The organism is Sinorhizobium kostiense (assembly GCF_017874595.1).
Classification (GTDB): domain Bacteria; phylum Pseudomonadota; class Alphaproteobacteria; order Rhizobiales; family Rhizobiaceae; genus Sinorhizobium; species Sinorhizobium kostiense.
The window spans coordinates 474,295-492,166 of sequence record NZ_JAGILA010000003.1; the positions used below are offsets into that span (position 1 = coordinate 474,295).

16 protein-coding genes and 1 pseudogene are annotated in these 17,872 nt (G+C 59.9%); 3 read left to right on the forward strand and 14 right to left on the reverse strand.

Annotated elements, in window-relative coordinates; translation table 11 throughout:
• The 9 genes from J2Z31_RS14935 to J2Z31_RS14975 all read right to left on the reverse strand — a co-directional run bounded on the left by J2Z31_RS14935 (position 1) and on the right by J2Z31_RS14975 (position 8,254).
• Positions 1 to 768, reverse strand: coding sequence for an alpha/beta hydrolase (locus tag J2Z31_RS14935; protein WP_158500214.1), 768 nt, complete (start codon positions 766 to 768; stop codon positions 1 to 3).
• Positions 769 to 1,051: 283 nt separating this feature from the next.
• Positions 1,052 to 2,278 carry an MFS transporter gene (locus J2Z31_RS14940; protein WP_209602400.1) on the reverse strand — a complete coding sequence of 409 codons (1,227 nt, stop codon included), beginning with the start codon at positions 2,276 to 2,278 and terminating at the stop codon, positions 1,052 to 1,054.
• A gap of 40 nt (positions 2,279 to 2,318) precedes the next feature.
• A complete protein-coding gene (locus tag J2Z31_RS14945; RefSeq protein ID WP_028002862.1) occupies positions 2,319 to 2,999 on the reverse strand; it encodes a cupin domain-containing protein in 681 nt (226 codons plus the stop codon).
• Positions 2,986 to 4,026 (reverse strand): alcohol dehydrogenase catalytic domain-containing protein, encoded by a 1,041-nt coding sequence (locus tag J2Z31_RS14950; protein ID WP_028002863.1) that lies wholly within the window; start codon positions 4,024 to 4,026, stop codon positions 2,986 to 2,988. Before J2Z31_RS14950 ends, J2Z31_RS14945 begins: the two co-directional genes overlap by 14 nt.
• 13 nt (positions 4,027 to 4,039) lie before the next feature.
• The gene (locus J2Z31_RS14955; RefSeq protein ID WP_028002864.1) at positions 4,040 to 5,194 is read right to left on the reverse strand and encodes a flavin monoamine oxidase family protein; all 1,155 of its coding nucleotides are present in this window, start codon (positions 5,192 to 5,194) and stop codon (positions 4,040 to 4,042) included.
• Positions 5,195 to 5,236: 42 nt separating this feature from the next.
• Positions 5,237 to 5,518 (reverse strand): hypothetical protein, encoded by a 282-nt coding sequence (locus tag J2Z31_RS14960; RefSeq protein WP_028002865.1) that lies wholly within the window; start codon positions 5,516 to 5,518, stop codon positions 5,237 to 5,239.
• 219 nt (positions 5,519 to 5,737) lie between these two features.
• The gene (gene gcvA, locus J2Z31_RS14965) at positions 5,738 to 6,655 is read right to left on the reverse strand and encodes a transcriptional regulator GcvA (protein WP_028002866.1); all 918 of its coding nucleotides are present in this window, start codon (positions 6,653 to 6,655) and stop codon (positions 5,738 to 5,740) included.
• Between the two features lie 316 nt (positions 6,656 to 6,971).
• On the reverse strand, positions 6,972 to 7,616 hold the full coding sequence (locus tag J2Z31_RS14970; RefSeq protein ID WP_028002867.1) for an SDR family oxidoreductase: 645 nt from the start codon (positions 7,614 to 7,616) through the stop codon (positions 6,972 to 6,974).
• A 20-nt stretch (positions 7,617 to 7,636) separates the two neighbouring features.
• Positions 7,637 to 8,254 carry an FMN-dependent NADH-azoreductase gene (locus J2Z31_RS14975; protein WP_028002868.1) on the reverse strand — a complete coding sequence of 206 codons (618 nt, stop codon included), beginning with the start codon at positions 8,252 to 8,254 and terminating at the stop codon, positions 7,637 to 7,639.
• An 87-nt stretch (positions 8,255 to 8,341) separates the two neighbouring features.
• On the opposite strand from J2Z31_RS14975, the gene J2Z31_RS14980 reads away from it, so the two are divergent.
• Positions 8,342 to 8,719, forward strand: coding sequence for a winged helix-turn-helix transcriptional regulator (locus J2Z31_RS14980; RefSeq protein ID WP_028002869.1), 378 nt, complete (start codon positions 8,342 to 8,344; stop codon positions 8,717 to 8,719).
• Between the two features lie 158 nt (positions 8,720 to 8,877).
• On the opposite strand, the pseudogene J2Z31_RS29810 reads toward J2Z31_RS14980, so the two are convergent.
• From J2Z31_RS29810 to J2Z31_RS15005, 5 genes and pseudogenes are all read right to left on the reverse strand, one after another.
• Positions 8,878 to 9,348: pseudogene (locus tag J2Z31_RS29810) on the reverse strand (NUDIX hydrolase).
• Between the two features lie 239 nt (positions 9,349 to 9,587).
• Entirely contained in the window at positions 9,588 to 11,411 is a 1,824-nt protein-coding gene (locus J2Z31_RS14990) for an ABC transporter ATP-binding protein (RefSeq protein ID WP_028002870.1), read from the reverse strand.
• A 12-nt stretch (positions 11,412 to 11,423) separates the two neighbouring features.
• Positions 11,424 to 12,410: a hypothetical protein gene (locus J2Z31_RS14995; RefSeq protein WP_028002871.1), complete on the reverse strand. Its 987-nt coding sequence runs from the start codon at positions 12,408 to 12,410 to the stop codon at positions 11,424 to 11,426.
• 67 nt (positions 12,411 to 12,477) lie between these two features.
• On the reverse strand, positions 12,478 to 12,780 hold the full coding sequence (locus J2Z31_RS15000; protein ID WP_150852077.1) for a hypothetical protein: 303 nt from the start codon (positions 12,778 to 12,780) through the stop codon (positions 12,478 to 12,480).
• A 67-nt stretch (positions 12,781 to 12,847) separates the two neighbouring features.
• On the reverse strand, positions 12,848 to 13,087 hold the full coding sequence (locus tag J2Z31_RS15005; RefSeq protein ID WP_150852078.1) for a hypothetical protein: 240 nt from the start codon (positions 13,085 to 13,087) through the stop codon (positions 12,848 to 12,850).
• On the opposite strand from J2Z31_RS15005, the gene J2Z31_RS15010 reads away from it, so the two are divergent.
• Complete coding sequence (locus tag J2Z31_RS15010) at positions 13,052 to 14,314, forward strand: metallophosphoesterase family protein (protein WP_028002872.1); 1,263 nt, start codon at positions 13,052 to 13,054, stop codon at positions 14,312 to 14,314. The two genes, J2Z31_RS15005 and J2Z31_RS15010, sit on opposite strands and share 36 nt — an antisense overlap.
• Entirely contained in the window at positions 14,314 to 17,814 is a 3,501-nt protein-coding gene (locus J2Z31_RS15015) for an AAA family ATPase (protein ID WP_028002873.1), read from the forward strand. Before J2Z31_RS15010 ends, J2Z31_RS15015 begins: the two co-directional genes overlap by 1 nt.
• Positions 17,815 to 17,872 lie beyond the last annotated feature (58 nt).

Consider the following 17,872-nt stretch of genomic DNA (forward strand, 5'->3'; position numbering starts at 1 on the left):
CTAGTCTGCGAGCGTGGCCCTGAGCCCCCAGGCAAATCCCGGCCTCACGGAGCTGATGTGATCCTTTCCAGGGATCACGGTCGAGACGATTTCGAGACCCTTGTACCGACGTGAGCGAAGCCGCTCCTCAAACTTCTGCATGCCGGCAATCATGTCGCGGGTTTTTCCCTTGCGTGCAGGGTCGTAGCGGGATGTCTCAAGGCCGCCGGCGTAGAGGAGTACCGTCGCATTAAGCTGGCGTTGGCGCTGAGCGATACCTGCTTCGAGGCCGAAAATCGCCTCGTCGCCAAACCAGAAGGAGGGGCTGCCGAGAATGTAGGTCTGAAAGAGGGACGGCTCTGTGAAAAGAATGTGAGCGCCCAACAGTCCTCCATAAGAATGGCCCCAGAAGATGCGCTTGTCGGGCGCGATGCGGTAATGCTCCTCGACATAGCGGATGACAACACCCCGCACATATCGCTGATAGCCAGCAGCCCCTCCATACACCTTGCCGCTCCCGGAAAGAGGCGAGGGCGTGTAATCCCGCTGCCGGCTGTCCTCTAAGTTTTCACCGAGTGCGTAGGAGAGACCCACGACGACCACTGGGCCGATGGCCTTGTTCTCTTGTAGCATTCGGGCGTCGCAGCTCAGCTTCGGAAAAGCACGGCCGCCATCGGCGATTATTATGAGCGGATAGCTCGTTAGAGTATCCACCGAGTAGCCAGCTGGCAGGCTGACATAGATCTCATATCGCCTGCCCGATACCGGATCGGGCAACTCTATGGTCATGCGCTTGTCTTGCGAGCAAGCGGATCTGGCCTCAGTCCGCGACGAGAGCATTAGGAAAGAAGCGGCCATCAAGATGGTTACGCCAACTCGGGCAATGCGCAGCATGCGTGAGCAACCTCGCTTCGATGAGTATTGAGTTTTCAGAAAGTCAGACGGCTGGTGCGCCATATCGGTGGAGACAGCAGGTCCGAAGACCTTCCAGCACCTTCGAAATGCGTCCACGGTGGCTCGAACAAACTATCCGTAAGCGCCCGCAGATGACCGGCTATCTGGCCGCTTCTCCTCATGCGGTTCTCGGCAAAGTGGCTGCCCGCCACACAAGGGGAACGAGGATGAAAGCCGCGGCCGGGAGCACAAGCCAGTTGACCGTCGTCCACCCGGAACCGTGCAATAGCGATCCGGCGAAGAAGGATGCGCAGGCAACCGTGCCAAAGACCAGGAAGTCGTTCGCGCCCTGAGCCTTGCTGCGCTCGGCCGGCGAGTGGCAGTCTGCGACCATCGCGGTTGCGCCGATGAAGCCGAAATTCCAGCCGACGCCCAAGAGGATCAGCGCGCCCCAGAAATGCGCGAAATCCAGACCGCCGAGCGCGATCAGCGCCGATGCCCCGATCAGAATAAGGCCTACCGCGGCAACCCGCTCCTTGCCGAAGCGCGCCATCAGCCGACCGGTCATAAAGCTCGGCCCGAACATGGACAGCACGTGCCACTGGATTCCGAGCGCGGCCGAGTCGACCGAATGGCCATGTCCGACCATCGGTGCGGCCGTCATGACGAAGGTCATGAGCCCGTAGGAGACGACGCCGGTAGCGACCGCCAGGAGGTAACGGGGCGAGCGAAGAATTTCCCAAAGCGTCCGCCCGCCGGCGATCTCCGAATGACTGTTTGCAGAAGGCCGCGGTCGGCGCAGGCAGAGCAGGATCGGGATCGCGAGCGCGGCAAGAGCTGCCTGGCTTAAGAAACTCCCTGCGAAGGCGTGTGCGGGGAGTGCCTCGCGCGTCCAGATGACCAGTTGCGGGCCGATGATCGCCGCGATAAGGCCGCCCACCATCACGCGGGAAATAGCTCGGTCGCGGTCAGCTCCTTCAAGGCCGTCCGTCACGGCGAAACGGTAGCTCTGTACGTAAGCCGTGTAGAAGCCCGCAAGGAAGGTGCCGATACAGAAGACGAGGAAGCTCGCCTGGACTATTCCCGTGGTTGCGATGAGCCCGGCGGCGACGCCGAGCGTGGCACCCACGACATAGCCGGTCCGACGGCCGAAGCGGCGCATCATGGCCGCAGCAGGCAGGGTGCCCACCGCAAGTCCGAGGTTCAGCAGGCTGACCGGCAAGGTGGCGGCTTGAGGATCGGACGCCAGTTGTTGACCGACGAGCCCGCCCAGCGAGATGATGATCGGCGAGTTTGCTCCACCGAGAGACTGGGCTGCCGTCAACACCCAAACATTCCTCGCGGCGATTTCATGCGATTCCGGCACAACTGTCCCGTTGCGGAGCGTCGGGTCGACAATCCCCATAATTCGAGCGTCCTTTCACCTTCCTGGAAATGCAAGTGGATCAGGCTGGCATCTGCAGCACGTCGGGGTGCTGGAGCGGCGCATCCTTGATCCAGATCTCGGCACCCGCCGGCCCTGTCACCGCCTCGAACCGCTCCCGTTGAGGCAATCGAAGCCAGCTCTGGGGCTCCAATGTCTCGCCCCGAACCGTCAGATTGCCGGCAAGGACGAGAATCTCCAGGCCGCGCGGGTTTCCCACAGTGACAGTGGAACCCGGGCGCCAGCTTTCGATCGAAACGCGTTCCTGTCCGTCGTCGAACAAAATACGCGCGGCTTCGACCCCTTCACGCAGTGCAGCGGCCTCACCCTCGCCGGGCTGGCGGACGATTTGCGTTTCGTCACCCTCGCGAAACTGCCAGAGACGCACGAAGATCGTGCAGCCGTCTTTCGACGCGGGAACATGCGAGGTGCCGGGTGGATTGCGAAAATAGGTCCCTGCTGGATAGTCGCCGTGCTCGTCCTGGAAGGTGCCTTCGAGTACGAGAACTTCCTCGCCGCCGGAATGGACATGGCGGGGGAAGGCACTTCCGGGCGCGTAGCGCACGATCGAGGTGGCGCGCGCCACTTCGCCGCCGATGCGGTAGAGCATCCGGCGATCAACGCCGGCCGACGGGCTCGGAATCCAGTCGAGTTTTGCCGAGTGAACGATCACGGGTTTGGTCAGGTCTTCATTGATACGCATTGGTCTGGTCTCCCATCGTCAGCACGACCCGGAAGTTCGCCTCGCCGGATCTCATCTTTTGAACAGCTTCCTGGGCGCGTTCCAGCGGCATGGTTTCGATCCGCGGCCGCACGCCCGTGAGCACGCTGAAGTCCAACGTCTTCTCGTTCTCGAACGGAGAGCCGGTGATCGAGCCGATCACAGCGCGTTCGGCCCCCACTAGGTAGCCGGTCGATACCGGCAGCGGATCCTTGCCGACGCCGAGCACGATCAGTCGACCTCCCGGCGCAAGCGCGGGCATCAGAGCGGTGACGGCCATCGGATTGGCGGTCGTGGTCAGGATCGCTTTAGCGCCGCCCATCGCGTTGATTGCATCCGCTGGGTTTTCCCTGATCGTGTCGATGTAGCGATGCGCTCCGAGCCTTGTCGCTTCCTCGGCGATGTCCTCACCACGGCCGACCGCCACGACACGAAATCCCATCTTGCGGGCATATTGCAGGGCCATATGGCCGAGGCCGCCAATGCCGAGAATGGCGACCGTGTCGCCTGCCTCGGCGCCCGACTTCTTCAGCGCATTGAATGTGGCAATGCCGGCGCAGAGGATCGGTGCGGCCTCCGCGGACGAGAGTTCGTCCGGAATGGAGACGAGGCCGGTGGCGCGCGCGATCATCATCTCGGCATAGCCGCCGTCGCAGGAGGATCCGACAACCGGCTGATTGCGGCAGAGATTGAAACGGCCGCGGCGGCATTCGCTGCATTCGTTGCAGTGGCCTCCGAGACGGCCGACGCCGACGCGCTGTCCGATCTTCCAGGTCGACGGCGCGTTTGCACCAACGGCAACCACGCGGCCGACCACTTCGTGGCCGGGAACGCGCGGCGGCTGCAGCGTCGGATCGGCCCTATCTATGTCACTCGCATCCGCGCCACAGATGCCGCAGGCCTCGATGGCAATCAGCACTTCACCCGCGTTTGGTTCAGGCGTTTGCCGCTCAACCAGCTCAAGGTTGCCCGCCGTCGTCACCTGCATGGCTCGATAGGTGGTCTTCATGATGCTTCAATCCCTATGTCCGGGTGTCTTCGGATCGGGCGGCGAACGGGCGCCCTTCGGACCTGTTCAGCTTGCTGATGATTTCGTTCGCGGTTCGGGTGGCAGCTTCGACTGCGCCGGCCAGATAGCCGGGTTCACTGAGGCTGGTTTCGCTGCCCGCCAATGAAATGTAGTCCCGCCATTTTCCATTGACCCATGGCCGTGAGTCGGGACTTATATGGCCACCCGCTTGCCTGTCATCGGCCGTCGCGGTCATCGGGTCGTCCGACCAGTCCTTGAACAACGTCGCCCGCAGTGTAGCGGCCTCTGGCCCGAACAAATGAGCGAGCTGTTGAACCGTAGCCGACACGATCGCATCGCGTCCAGCGGCTGCGCGCCCATCGGCCGGAATGCCGATGAAGCCAAACAGGGCGGCTCGGCCGGAGGCGGTTGTCGCATCGTGGATCTCGACCAACGGCCCCACCATGCTTTGCGCCGTGCCCGAAAGGCCGGCGTCGCGCCAGAACGGGCGATCGTAGAGCGCGAAGAACTTTGCATGTGGCGCCATCCAGGTCGGGGTCCGCCGCCATCGCTCGGATGTCGCGAAGTCGAGCGCGGGCGAAAACAAGACTTTTGCCTCGAGCAGACGCGGCGGCAGTGCGAACAGAACATGCGACGCCCGGTGCTTATGGGATGTTCCGCTCGCGTCGACGTACCGCACAACGACGTCTTGGCCCTCGAGCGAGAAATGCGTCACCCGCGCACTGAGTTGAATGCTTTGTGCGGGCAGGCTGTCGGCAAGCGCCGTTATGATCGCACTCGTGCCACCGACGAGCCGCATTGACTGTGGTTCCTGTCGCATCCCGCGATAGCGCTGAGGAGCTTCGCGGGACATCCGATGAATGATCACGTCGCCGTCGCCGTTCTGCTCGAAGTAGTGAAGCCCGAGATGATGGACGAAGTCGCTGAGCGCTGGCTGCATGTCGGGCCAGAACCACGACGCACCAAGATCGAAGCCGTCACCCGATGGTTCACCGGTGGCGTCGACCGACAGAATTCGGCCGCCCAGGCGTTCGCGGGCCTCAAGAAGCTTGAATTCGACACCGGCTCGATGGAGGAGACGAGCGGCGGTCAGGCCAGCTAGCCCGCCGCCAACGATCAGAATGGTTTGTGACGCGGATGTGCTCATCGTGAAGACCAGGGACCGGCGGTCCGGTCCTTCCCCTGTAGCTTAGGCCACGGCGTAGATGCGGATTTCCGGTGCAACTGCCAAAAGCGGCTTGAGCCCGGCCAAAACATTCTCGGTGAACAGCGCGCTCTCGAGATAGGCTTTTGCGTCCTCGACGCTGTTGAAGCCGTGGAGCACCTGGACGTCATCGTCCCGCACGAGAAGCTCCTTGGATATTGCGCCGGCGATCTGGGAGAGGAACGGCTGCTTGTACTTTTGATAGACGCCTACCGCAGCACGGCGGTTTTCGGGGGCAATCTGCAGCGTGATTTCCAGATAGGCCATGATCGTCCTCTTGAGCGTAGCTTCGTGTTCGATGCGCCGGATTGCCGGCGGATCATCCCTAACGAGCGCGTCCGGGATGGTTATCGAAGCGCCAGTTACGGTGATTGAGTGCCGCTTGAGGGACGTTCTGACAAATGAGAGTTTCTTGGGTGCGGCGAAGAAAGTCTTTGCCGTCCTGGCCTATGTCGCCTGCTGCATGGCAGAATCGCTCGAGCCCTGTCAGGCTTGGAGCGCCTCTTCCATCAGCCAATCCCGGAAGGTCCGAAGCTTGGGAAGCGACGAATATTCTTCCCGATAGACCACATAATAAGCCAGTCGCGACGAGACCTGAATCTCGGGAAAGAGCCGCTGCAGCCGACCCGCCGCCAGATCGTCGTGCGCCAGGATGCTGCGGGCCAGCGCCACGCCGCGCCCTTCGATCGCGGCCTGGAGCACCGCCGCCGAATTGTCGATTCTCATGCCCCTTTGTGCCTGGCCCTCGCGCACCCCGGCTGCGCGCAGCCACATGTCCCAGGTGATGAAACCAATTGCTGGATCGACGGAGAGGTCGTGGATGAGTGTGGTCCGCGTCAGATCGGCCGGTTCGGCAAAACTGCTCGAATCGGTGAAACTGGGGGAGCAGACCGGGAAGATCTCCTCTTCCATCAGTTTTTCCGAAACAAGGCCCGGCCAGGTGCCGTCGCCATACCGCACGCCGACATCGATGCCATGGGCCTTGTAGTCGACGAGCCTCAAACTCGTCTCGAGCCGAATGTCGGTGTCCGGACATCTGGTTTGAAAGCGATCGATGCGCGGTAGCAGCCATTTGGCGGCGAAAGCGGGGCTGACGGTCACGTTGAGGATGCCGCCGGTCGCGGACTCGCGAAGCCGATCCAGGCCCATGCCCAGCCGGTCCAAGCCTGCACGGATGTCCGGCAACGCGCGCTCCGCGTTTTCCGTCAGGGTGAGGCGGGCTTTGCCGGTGGTGCTGCGATTAAACAGCGGCATGCCCAGCCATTCTTCAAGTCCACGCACCATCTGCCCTACGGCAGCGGCGGTGACATTGAGCTCTTCGCCTGCGCCCGAAAAACTCCCGTGGCGCGCACTCGCTTCAAAAGCACGAAGGGCGTTGAGATAGACTGGCGATTTTCTATTCAAGGCAGCATTCTCTTACGGGAAGCGAGGAGGATGGAGTGCAACAACACTAAATAAGCTACCCGCTTCTTGTCATCCAGCAGATTGGTCCGGAGAGCACGAGATATGTATCCAAAGGGCTCTTAGCGTCGGCGGTGGTTAAACGAGACACTTGTCTCGCGGGCTTCGGCTTGGACTTGGACGCTGGCTCCCTCGCACGCATCGAGCCGTTCCCAATGATGAGGCAGATCAGGCGACAGGAAGCGGTGGACCTGAAGCGCGTCGCCATCGTCAGCATCGATGTTCATGTTGCCAGCACACGATCAGCTTCCATGTCGGTTTACGAATGGTCGGCAATGCCAGGAGCGGCCCGCACAAACTCTCTATTCGAGACTTGATCAAAAAGAAACTTCGCCAGATGTCCCCTGGACAGCTTCATGCCGAGCTTTGTCCTTCCGTAGGAACCAACCGCTAAGCCGCCGTCGACGGGACCTTCCTTCAGGAACGGAATGCGCACCAGAGTCCAGTCGAGGCCGGAGCCTGCAATCAATTCGCCGGTCGCCTTGATGTCGTCGTAGGAACTCCGTGCGATCACCTTGAACAGCATCACCAAAGCCTTCGATTTCAAGTCGAAGCCATCTTTTGGATCGCGGTAGCTTGCGGTCGAGACCTGAATAAGTCGCCGGATATTCAGCTCGTCCATGACCGAAATCACGTTGCGCAGACCATTCATGACGGGCCGTGGCTCTTGCGTCTTGGCACCGTTCGGGCCAAGGGCGCTGATCACGGCATCGGAACCGGTGATGGTTCTCCTGATCGCCTCCCGATTCTTGAGGTCGCCGGTGATGATCTCAATCTTGCTGGCATAGTCCGACAGCTTGGCCGCCTCGCGGGTGTAGGCAGAGAGTTCGTATCCCCGCCGAAGACCTTCTTCGATGATGTATTTTCCGGTGGGTCCTGTTGACCCGAAAAGTGCAATCTTCATCTTGACGCCTCCGGAAACAATCAGGCGGCGCGTTCCAGCGCAGCTCGGATCGTTGCTTCGGTGGAGGCAATGGCAGCCATGGCTCGGTCCGGGCTCATGAGCGTTCCTTCCACCCGGATCACTTCGATATCCCTCAGTCCGATGAAACCGAGAAGGTGAGTGAGGTAGCCGGTCTGGAAATCGAATGGGGCATTCCTGCCTTCCGAAAAGACGCCGCCGGTTGCCGTCACGAGATAAACTTTCTTGCTAGGTAGCAGTCCCATCGGGCCAGTTGCGTCGTAGCGGAAGGTAACGCCGGGCCAGGTGATATAATCGAACCAGGCCTTGAGCTGCGTCGGCGGGCCGAAGTTGATCATGCCCCAGCCAATGACGATCACATCGGCGGCTTGAATCTCGTCGACGAGGCTTTGGGCGAGATCGACGGCTTCGATCTGTTCGGGGGTGCGTGCCTCGGGCGGCGCAATACGGCCATCGATGTAGGCCGCCGTGACATGCGGCAGCGGTACTGCGCCAAGATCGCGTTCGATTATTGCGCCGCCAGATCGAGCGCTGAGACTCTCAGCAATGTCACGGGCAAATCGGGTGGAAAGGCTTTGAGGTCCGCGTGGGCTCGAGGTGATGAGGAGGATGTTGGTCATGTTTGCTCCTTGGGAGAATAGGGTGGTATCAATTTGTGACCAACACTATTAATGTTCCCGACGAGCAATCCGCAAGAAGGCACTTTCATGACACTCAGTAACATGGATTTTCCTACCCCCAGCAAAGACGCCGACTGCCGTGTCGTGCGGGAAATCCTCGATCGCATCGCCGATAAGTGGAGTCTGTACATCTTCGTGGCGCTCAGGGATGGGCCGGTCCGCTTCAATGAATTGCGACGGCAGATCGACGGCATCTCGCAGCGGATGCTCACGATCACGCTTCGTCAGTTGGAGCGGGACGGTTTGATCAGTCGAACCCTTTTTCCGACAATCCCGCCGCGCGTGGATTACGAACTGACCGCTGTCGGAAGAACGCTCCTCGCGCCGGTTATGGCCTTGGTAACCTGGGCAGATTCAAATCGGGATGTGATCGAGAAGGCGCGCCAACGATACGACGCAAGTTAAATCGAGCCGGCCACTCGAAGGTGAACGTCTGCACGACACACGCAATCGCGCCATTCGCTGCGTTGGACGTCAAGGACCGCAGCGGGCTCGAAGCAGTCTTTGCCTATTGCATCTCAAAACGGCTGCACAGGGTCTCGACGTCCCCTGATCTAGAGAGACTAGATACCCGCCGCTGTTATGAGCAGATGCCGGACCGGCTCGCGCTCGACGAATTCCACCTTCACGTGCCTGAGTACATGGCGCTGCCCCGCAAACGGAACCATGGTCAATGCTTCCTCGAACGAAACCCAGCGAAACTCGCTGTGCTCGTGGTTGATGACAACGATCGCCTAGGAATCCACAAAGCCGACGAAGACCGGCAGCAAGGTGATCGCGTCGCAGTCAGCTTCATAAAACTGCTCGCAAATGTCGGCAGAGTACAATCTATTGCATGCCAGTCCGATCTCTTCCTTCACCTCGCGGAGAGCAGCCTCCCATGCCTTCTCGCCATCCTCGATGGCTCCTGCAACTTGGCACCACTCGCCGACCAGCGTGTGATTCCTGCGAAGAAGCAGGACCTCCGGCTGAGCGTCGACGACGCGCAGGAGTACAACGGACACAACAAAACAACGTGCGGGGATGTCAGCCATTTGTCGCCTCAGGTCTCAAGTGGGAGATATCAGCCAGGGCCATGACAGAACGGCTCATCCAGAAGTCGTCCTGACGCAGGTGCGTGATGTTTCCCTGTTGCGCCGCGAAACTCACATATCCGGCGGCATTCGAGAGGCATCTTGATCCATGCTGGGATGACGAACGCCAACGTAAAGGCACGCGTCACGAGGATCTGCCTTTCGCACGGGCGCTCGCGTCAGCATTCCAACAAACGGGCTCAGTCGCTCCCAGCTACTTGCCTGTCCCAGAGCTCACGATAGAGAGTGCTGGACTCGAGCAGACTCTCGTGGCTACCGATTGCCGAGACACGCCCTGCCTCCAAAAGAACAATTTTGTCAAAGCCACGCACTGTGGAAAGACGATGAGCAATCGCGATCACGGTTGCTTCCCTAGAGTAGGAAGCGATCGCGTCCTGAACGACGCTTTCGCTTTTTGAATCGAGAGCGGACGTGGCTTCGTCGAGGATTAGGACTGGCCGCCTTCGCAGAAAAGCACGTGCCAACAAGATCCGTTGTTGTTGTCCCCCGGACAGCTTTGCGCCACGGTCACCAACTATAGTGTCGTAGCCGTTTTCGAGATTCAAACTCTCGATGAATGCGTGCGCGTCCGCCATTCTCGCCGCACTAACGATTTGTTCGTCGTCGGTGCGTTCGGCGGCAAACGCGATGTTATCTCGAATGGATCGGTGAAACAGCGCATCGCTTTGGGAAACGACGGCGAAGTTCCTTCTCAGGGTTCCGACGGGAAGGGACTTGATGTCGACCCCGTCAAAGGTGATCACGCCCGCCGTCACATCGTAGAGACGAAGCAACAAATCAATGAGTGTAGACTTGCCGGCACCCGACGGACCGACAATGCCAACCCGCTCGCCTGGTTGAATCTCAAGCGTAACGTTCCTGAGAATAGCTCGCGCAGGGTCGTAGCCAAAGCCGACTTGGTCGAATTTGATGAGAGGAACTTTGGCAATTGGCGCATCGGAGCCGCAAGGCGCGGACGTCTGCGATCCGGCGCTTATGGTCGATCGAGCGTCGCCGATCGTTCCGAGGGTCTGTGTCAAACCCTCCCAAATCGACACGAACCATCCGGCATCCGCTGCCATGCCACCCGCCAGCGTCACCGCAGCAACGAACTCGCCCGGCGTAACACTCTGGGCATTCAGGCCGTAGAGACCCAACAACAGGACCGCCGCCATGAGTCCCGTATTCAGGAGGCGGATGGAAAGGCCGGTGAACGTAGTCAGCCGATTGATCCTCAGGCTGTTGCTGTTCTGCCGTTCGATCGCGCCCAGAACTAGGGCATTTTCCTCTTCGTGGGCAAAGGAGGTTTTTATCGCGCGAATGTTCGAGAAGAACTCTGTGATGGAACCATTGACGATGCTCGCTGTCTCCGAGATCTTTCGCGCCTGCGAATTTACCTTCGGTGCAAGCCACACAGCGAAGACACCATTCAATGCGATCCACGCCAGAACGGGCACGACGAAGATCGGCGCCAGGTAAAGGATCAGGGCGGCCGACCCGATAAACCGTATCAGGCCAATCGGAAATCGCCCGGCCAACAGCTCCGCGCCTGATTGTACCGCAGTTGAAACTTGGGCGATGCGTCCGGCAACCTGGCCGGCATGGACGCTGTTGAAGTACATCATCTCGTGGCGTCCCGCTGCCCGGTGAGACTGCCACAAAGAAGAGGCCTTCGTTTGACTTTTCAGCGCCTGCATACGCAGAGCGTAGTTCACGAACCAGACAGCCGGATCGAGCAGGGCGTAGGCAAGAACGAGGAGGGCGAAGGTCAGCAGGGTTTCGGCCGATAGCCGAAGATCCCCGGAGTAAGTGACGACGTCGACAAGGTGTGCAATCGCCCAAAGCCGGGCAAGATCAAACGTTGTCAGGAGCATTCCGCTGGCAACGGATGCGGCAATCGTCCAACGAAACGGTCTCAGGAAGCGCAGCAGAACCTGAAAGGCGCCCGCATCGACGGGCAAGTACAAATCATGCTCTCGAATCGAGATGAGGTTTTCGAACTTCTTAAATACCCTATCAAGCATCAATCGCTTCGCCTAGTTTGCGAGGATTTCTCCCATAACCCGCCCGGATAGGGAAGCGCTCCGCAGATAGCATCGGGTGACCGACGCCTCTTTGAATGGCTCTTCGAAAACATCGCGCGCGTGGAAACCGGCGGCGTTGTTGAGAATGATCATTCTCCGCGATTCCTGAGGCACAGCATAGCGAAAAGGGTTGTTTGCGATTGCTTGCTGAAATTCTGCCAAGCGACGAGTTGCGCTTCCCCCAGTGTCCGATTCCCGTCCAAGGAAAGTGCCATTCATGAAAGTCACGACACGCCCATACTCGTCCTCTTGGAAAACCGAGGTTCTTGCACGGTGTGGAGATATGAATTTTACCCCGGATTCGCTGTTGCTGTAGACCGATGGGGTCAGGTCGAAAAGATAATCATTGTTGCAGCCGAGGTTGCTGACATAACCGTGCATGGAGGGAATAGACGTGGAGGGGACCCAATAGAAATTTCCTCTTTTCGCGTAATTGATGAAGACGTTGTAGAGCGCTATGTGATCCGGCACAGCCAGCGTATTGCCCCGGATCGTTCCGTCTGAATGAAATTCCAGAACGTCAACTGGAGATATGTTTTTGATGCCGAGCTCATTCAGAGCGGCATTGTTCTCTTCTGACGCGTTGAACATGGAGAACGGGGTTCTGTTCTCTCGGTCGAGGACACTCGGCATGATGTGTTGCGAAATGGACAAAGCGACCAGGGCACCGGTTATGGCATCCTTGGTCACGTCCTCGTAAATGACGGGAACGTCTATGGCAGCTATGCCAACGTCGGCATTGGATATCTCCGTTCTAATCCGCCTGATCTCCTCAAAAAAGACCTCTCCCGCCAGGGCGCTCAATCTAGCAACCAGATTGGCGTCGCTCGTCGCCACAAGAGGTATCGGCGAGTCGTTTTCCAGGAGAGTGGTTTCACAAAACTCCCTGACTGCGTTCTCATCTAGGGTAACAATTGGCGCGGCGTCAAAAGCTGGCATATCCCTGGTTTCCTCAACTCTGGCAACGAACAAGGGGCGCGCAGCGCCCCTTGGATTGGCACGTCGATCAGGCGTTAGCGGGCTTGACCCCGCCACGGCTCCAGCCGCCGCCGATACCGCCGCCGCCACCCACATCATGACCACCATCCGTGCATTCCGGGCGCGTCAGCCCAACCGACAGGCCTTGCGCAAAGGTCTCCATTACAACAGTCTTGGCGGCATCAGTTTTCGTGGCCTCGTTCATAGTAAATCCTTCTTCGTTTGAACAACCTACGCAGAGATAAGCCGTTTCTAATGTAGTTTTACGTGGTGGAAACAGATGTATCCACCAACAATTGTTTCTTATAGTCACAATGATCGGCGGCAACACCCCCAAACTCCATTGAAAGCCGATTTATTTTCACGGCGCTGGTTATCTATTGTAATAAGCTGGTTATCTATTGTAATAATTTTGTAATAATTTGCCAAGTCGCCGGCTTTTTGTCAGCCTTCGCACCGGCTGAGCCGATGACGCGATCGACCCGGCGAAAACGTAAAAACCCGCCGGACAAAGGTGTGGAGAACAGAACAAAACGCGAATTCGCTATCGCGCCGACTCGGTTGTTGCCATATGAAGACGGGTCAATGCTTGAGGTATCCAATTGGCCTATCGCTTCCTGCATACCGCCGACGTTCATCTCGACTCGCCTCTGAAGACGCTCGCTCTGCGCAATCCGGAACTCTCCGAACTGCTCGGTCTGGCAACGAGGCGGGCCTTCATCCGCGTGGTCGATCTTTGCCTGGAAGAGCAGGTGGACGCGCTTGTTCTTGCTGGCGATCTTTACGATGGCGATCAGACGTCGATGAAAACGGCCCGGTTCATCGCCGAGCAGCTTCGCCGTCTTCATGAGGCGGGCATTCGAACCTTCATCATCCGCGGCAATCACGACGCCCTGTCGAAGATCACGACGGAGCTTGTGATGCCGGACACGGTGAAGGTGTTCGGGGCGAGCGCCGAAGCGGTGGTGATCGACGGTGCCGGCTACTCTCCCATTGCGATCCATGGCCTCAGCTTCGCGAAGCCGCACGCCCCGCAGAGCCTGCTTCGGCACTACGCGCTTCCAGTCCCGGACGCGGTCAACATCGGCATTATGCATACCAGCCTCGGCGGATCGGAGAAGCATGACCTCTATGCTCCGTGCAGTGTCGCGGACCTACAGCAGAGCGGCTTCCGCTACTGGGCTCTCGGTCACATCCACAAGCGGTCGGTGGTCGAAGACGCCGCCTCGGTCATCGTTATGCCGGGCATGCCTCAGGGGAGGGACATCAATGAAGACGGGCCTAAGTCGATCTCGCTGGTCACGATCAGGGACGACCGGTCGATCGTGGTCGAGGAACGACCGACGGCGGTAGCGCAATTTGAGCGCCTTGCCGTTGACGTGTCGGGGGCAACCGACTGGAAGGGCATGATCGGCGAAGTCTCGTCTGGCCTCCACAAACTGCGTGCGTCCGTCACCGCGGAACACCTAGTGGCACGCGTCCAGATAACCGGAACCAGCGACCTGGCTTGGCGGCTGCGTCGCGATCTCGACCTCGTCCGCACCGAGCTGGAGACCCGCGGGACGCTCATCGGAAACCTCTGGATCGACAAGGTGCAATCCGTCTGCCTGCCTCCTGGCAGCGTCAACAGTCGGTCGGGAGCGGCAGGGGAGTTGGCTGCCATCATGGAAGACGAAGTGACTCGGTCGGAAGGCTACCGGCAGGAGCTCAGAGCCATCGCCGAGGAACTGCGCGCGCAGCTTCCAGCCGAGCTTCGCGAGATGTTCGGCTCCGACGAGGTATCGTTCGAGGAGAATCTCGCCGACGTTGCCAGGGACGGGTCCGCCGAAGTCTTGGCGCGTCTTCGCCGGGAGAAGGTTGACTGATGCGCATCAACCGGCTTGACCTGACGCGTTATGGCAAATTCACGGATGGCGTCATCGATTTCGGATCTTGTCCCGTCGGCTCGCCCGATCTTCATATCATCTATGGGCCGAACGAAGCCGGAAAGTCGACGACCTCCGACGCCATCCTGGACCTGATCTTCGGCATCGGCACCACGAGCAAATACGGCTTCCTGCATCCGTATGCGTCGATGCGGATAGGCGCGAACATCCGCGTCGCCGGAGAGGATCGAGAATTCGTCCGAATCAAGCGTCCGCAGAACAGCCTCCTTGACGACGAAGAGCGGATTCTGTCCGACGCTCTGATCAGGGCCGATCTTGGTGGCATCGACCGGAACGCCTTCACGACGATGTTCTCTCTTGACGACGACACGCTTGAGAGAGGCGGGCAAAGCATTCTTGCAAGCAAAGGCGACCTCGGCGAGCTGCTTTTCTCCGCAAGCGCAGGGCTGTCGGACCTCAGCCGCCAGCTCATGGAAATCCGCGGCGAGACCGACGCCTTCTACAGGTACCGTGCACGCAGCGGCGCCCTGGGCGACCTAAAGGCGAGGCTGCAGGATCTAAAGCAGCAGCGGGAGGCAATCGATCTGCAGGCGAGCGACTTCCAGCGGCTGGTGGCCGAGAGGGATCGATTCAGCCGGCTTTACGACAGCGCCATCGCGGAAAGGACGCAAACGCAGAAGCGGATCGATGAAATTAGGCGCATTCTGCAGGCCATTCCTCCCATGGGACGGCTGTCGGGGCTACGGCAGAAGCTGGCCGACCTGGAGGTGGTTCCGGAGCCGCCGGAATCCTGGCGACAGGAACTACCTCAGCTAAAGAGCAAGGAGATCGAACACCGCGTCAAGCTGGAGGACCTTTCCCGTTCGTCGACCTCGTTGCAAGAGGAGATCGCGAGCCTCGAAGCCGATCCCGTCGCGCTCAAGCTGGCCGCCAGTATGGAGGAATTTTCTGAGCTCAAGGCCAGATACCTCACGGCCGAGAAGGACATACCAAAGCTTTCGGCGCGCGCAGCCGAGCTTTCGATCGAAAGCATCCTTCTGCTTTTAGGACGACCGGGTGAAGCCTCGCCGAGCAGGCTTATCCTCGACGCTGCTACCGTCGGAACACTCAGAGCGCTGATCGCCTCGAAGTCCGGCGTAGACGCTCGGAAGGCCGGGGCCGCGGACGAACTCGCGAAGGCGGAGCACGGCCTGGCGGAGGAAAGCGTCGGCTTTCGGGAGGCCGATGCGCTCCAGTCAGCGGAAAGGACGAAGGCGTTCGACCTGCTTGCCGCGACTTTGAAGGCGCAGCCCCGGGCGGAAGATGAGCTCGTGCTTCGGTCGCTCGCTCGGCGGCGCGACGCCGCTTCCGGTGCGTTGTCGGAAGCGATGTCCCGTCTTCTTCCCTGGCGCGGCGCCGTTTCCGAACTCGGTACGATGGCGTGCCCTTCGGCCGCGACAATCGCAAGCTGGAAGAAGCTGTTCAAGAGCAGCGAAGAAGACTTGAGGTCCGCGCGCGCGGACCTGGAGCGGCTCGAGCCCGAGGCGCGGCGGTTAGAGGCCGAGATAGAAGCGCTGCGTAGTCAGGCCGGGGATATCGATGAGGCTACCGCCACGGCAAGTCGCATGTCCCGTGACAGGGCGTGGGTGGAACATCGTCAGACGATGGACGCCGCGTCGGCGGACCTGTTCGAGGCAGCGATGATGGCCGACGATCGTCTTCTCTCTCAACGCCTGCTGCATTATGCGGAGCTAGGTAAGCTCAAGCAGCTTCTGCAGCGCCGCGCAACAGTGCGATCGGACATCCAAACGGTTCTTGAGTCCCATAAGCGCGCCGAGGGCGAACTCGAGAAGCTCAGATCAGAGGTCGCTGAGAAGGTGAGCACGATCTCTCCCGACCTTCGGCTCGCCGCCGATCCGCAGGAATTGGAAGAATGGCTTTGTAATCGAGATGCGGCTCTCAAGGCGCGGGATGATCTTGCCGCCGTCGAGCAGGACATGGCCGATGTCCGGGATCGACTAGCTCAAGCGAGACGTTTGCTAACGCAGGCGCTGAGTGGTGCCGAAGTGCGCTTCCATCCGGACGCCGATCTAGCGGGACTGGCGTCCGCTGCAGACGAAGCGCTGCAAGCGTACAACGAAGCGCTGTCTCATGCGAGACGGATGGAGCGTCTCAGGAAGGATGTCCTGGAGCGCCGAAACACGCTCCACGTGGCGGAGGGGGCGGCGGAAGAATGGGCGCTGGCCTGGAAGACGACCTGCGAAGCATGCTGGCTTGGCGAGCTGAATGGCCTTCCCAGCGTCGACGCGGTCACGGAGATCCTATCGACGCTGGAAAAGCTTGCATCAGCCATAGAGACCAAGGACACATTGATCGACCGCATTCAAAAGATGGAGAAGGACAAAGCGCAGTTTCAGGCGAGGGTGCTTGAGCTCTGCAGCATGCTCTCGATCCCGCCCGACGGATCACCGGGCGAGCTCGCCCAAGCGGTGGTCGAGAAGGTCCGAGGGGCGGGACTTAATCAGGAGCGCCTCGAAAAACTGGAGCGCGATCTCGATACAGCCCGGAAGGAGGAACACGGCCTGAGGCTGGAGCAGCAGCTTCTGGAAGCACGGGCGCGCAAGATGATCGAGTTCTTCGGAGTAGATACGCTGGACGAGGTTGAGGCATATTGCGACCTCGCAGGCAGGCGTCGGGAACTGTCGCGATCGATCTTTGAGCTGGAGCAGGAGCTTATCGAAAGCAGCGGCGCGAGCGACATCGCAGGCGTCGAGACACTGGTCGGCGTCGCAGACAAGATGGAACTCGAAGAGGAGCTTGCCCGGCTTACGCCAGTCCTGGAGGATCAGGACCTCAGGTGCAGCGAAGTGTTCAGAGACCGTTCTAGGGCGCAGGACGCCATCGATGCCATCGGGGGCGATTCAATGGTCGCGCAGATCGAGGAGCAGCGGCGAACGACCATTCTGGAAATAGAGGACGGCGCTCGCCGTTACATGGAGCTGCGCGCGGGAATTGCGGCGGCGGAGCACGGTCTCCGGCTATACAGGGATCGTCATCGCAGCGGCATGATGGCTCGGGCGTCGGCAGCCTTTAGGACGATAAGCCGCGGAGCCTACCAAGGCGTCGCCGCCCAGCCTGGCAAGGATGGAGACGTCCTGATCGCGGTAACGGCGGCTGGCGGTTCGAAGGCTGCAGACGAACTGTCCAAGGGCGCTCGCTTCCAGTTGTACCTAGCCCTCCGGGTGGCCGGATATCACGAATTCGTCGGCAATCGGGTGTCGGTGCCGTTCATCGCCGACGATATCATGGAAACGTTCGACGACTTCCGCGCGGAGGAAGCTTTCAAGCTGTTTGCGGAGATGGCGCAGCGTGGCCAGGTCATCTACCTGACGCACCACCGGCACCTTACAGACATCGCGCGGAAGGTCTGCCCCGGAGTCCGGCTCCACGATCTTGATAAGGTCGGGGCGACCAGGCTCGAGATCGTCGCGGCCGAATAGAAGACGCGTGATCAGGATACGAGACCTGCAACTTTCGCGGACGAAAGCGAAAAACACC

Bases quoted from the DNA above. Each gene is read 5' to 3' on its own strand.
- J2Z31_RS14935 (WP_158500214.1), bottom strand. From the start codon at position 768: ATGACCATAGAGTTGCCCGATCCGGTATCGGGCAGGCGATATGAGATC.
- J2Z31_RS14940 (WP_209602400.1), bottom strand. From the start codon at position 2,278: ATGGGGATTGTCGACCCGACGCTCCGCAACGGGACAGTTGTGCCGGAA.
- J2Z31_RS14945 (WP_028002862.1), bottom strand. From the start codon at position 2,999: ATGCGTATCAATGAAGACCTGACCAAACCCGTGATCGTTCACTCGGCA.
- J2Z31_RS14950 (WP_028002863.1), bottom strand. From the start codon at position 4,026: ATGAAGACCACCTATCGAGCCATGCAGGTGACGACGGCGGGCAACCTT.
- J2Z31_RS14955 (WP_028002864.1), bottom strand. From the start codon at position 5,194: ATGAGCACATCCGCGTCACAAACCATTCTGATCGTTGGCGGCGGGCTA.
- J2Z31_RS14960 (WP_028002865.1), bottom strand. From the start codon at position 5,518: ATGGCCTATCTGGAAATCACGCTGCAGATTGCCCCCGAAAACCGCCGT.
- J2Z31_RS14970 (WP_028002867.1), bottom strand. From the start codon at position 7,616: ATGAAGATTGCACTTTTCGGGTCAACAGGACCCACCGGAAAATACATC.
- J2Z31_RS14975 (WP_028002868.1), bottom strand. From the start codon at position 8,254: ATGACCAACATCCTCCTCATCACCTCGAGCCCACGCGGACCTCAAAGC.
- J2Z31_RS14980 (WP_028002869.1), top strand. From the start codon at position 8,342: ATGACACTCAGTAACATGGATTTTCCTACCCCCAGCAAAGACGCCGAC.
- J2Z31_RS14990 (WP_028002870.1), bottom strand. From the start codon at position 11,411: ATGCTTGATAGGGTATTTAAGAAGTTCGAAAACCTCATCTCGATTCGA.
- J2Z31_RS14995 (WP_028002871.1), bottom strand. From the start codon at position 12,410: ATGCCAGCTTTTGACGCCGCGCCAATTGTTACCCTAGATGAGAACGCA.
- J2Z31_RS15005 (WP_150852078.1), bottom strand. From the start codon at position 13,087: ATGAACGTCGGCGGTATGCAGGAAGCGATAGGCCAATTGGATACCTCA.
- J2Z31_RS15015 (WP_028002873.1), top strand. From the start codon at position 14,314: ATGCGCATCAACCGGCTTGACCTGACGCGTTATGGCAAATTCACGGAT.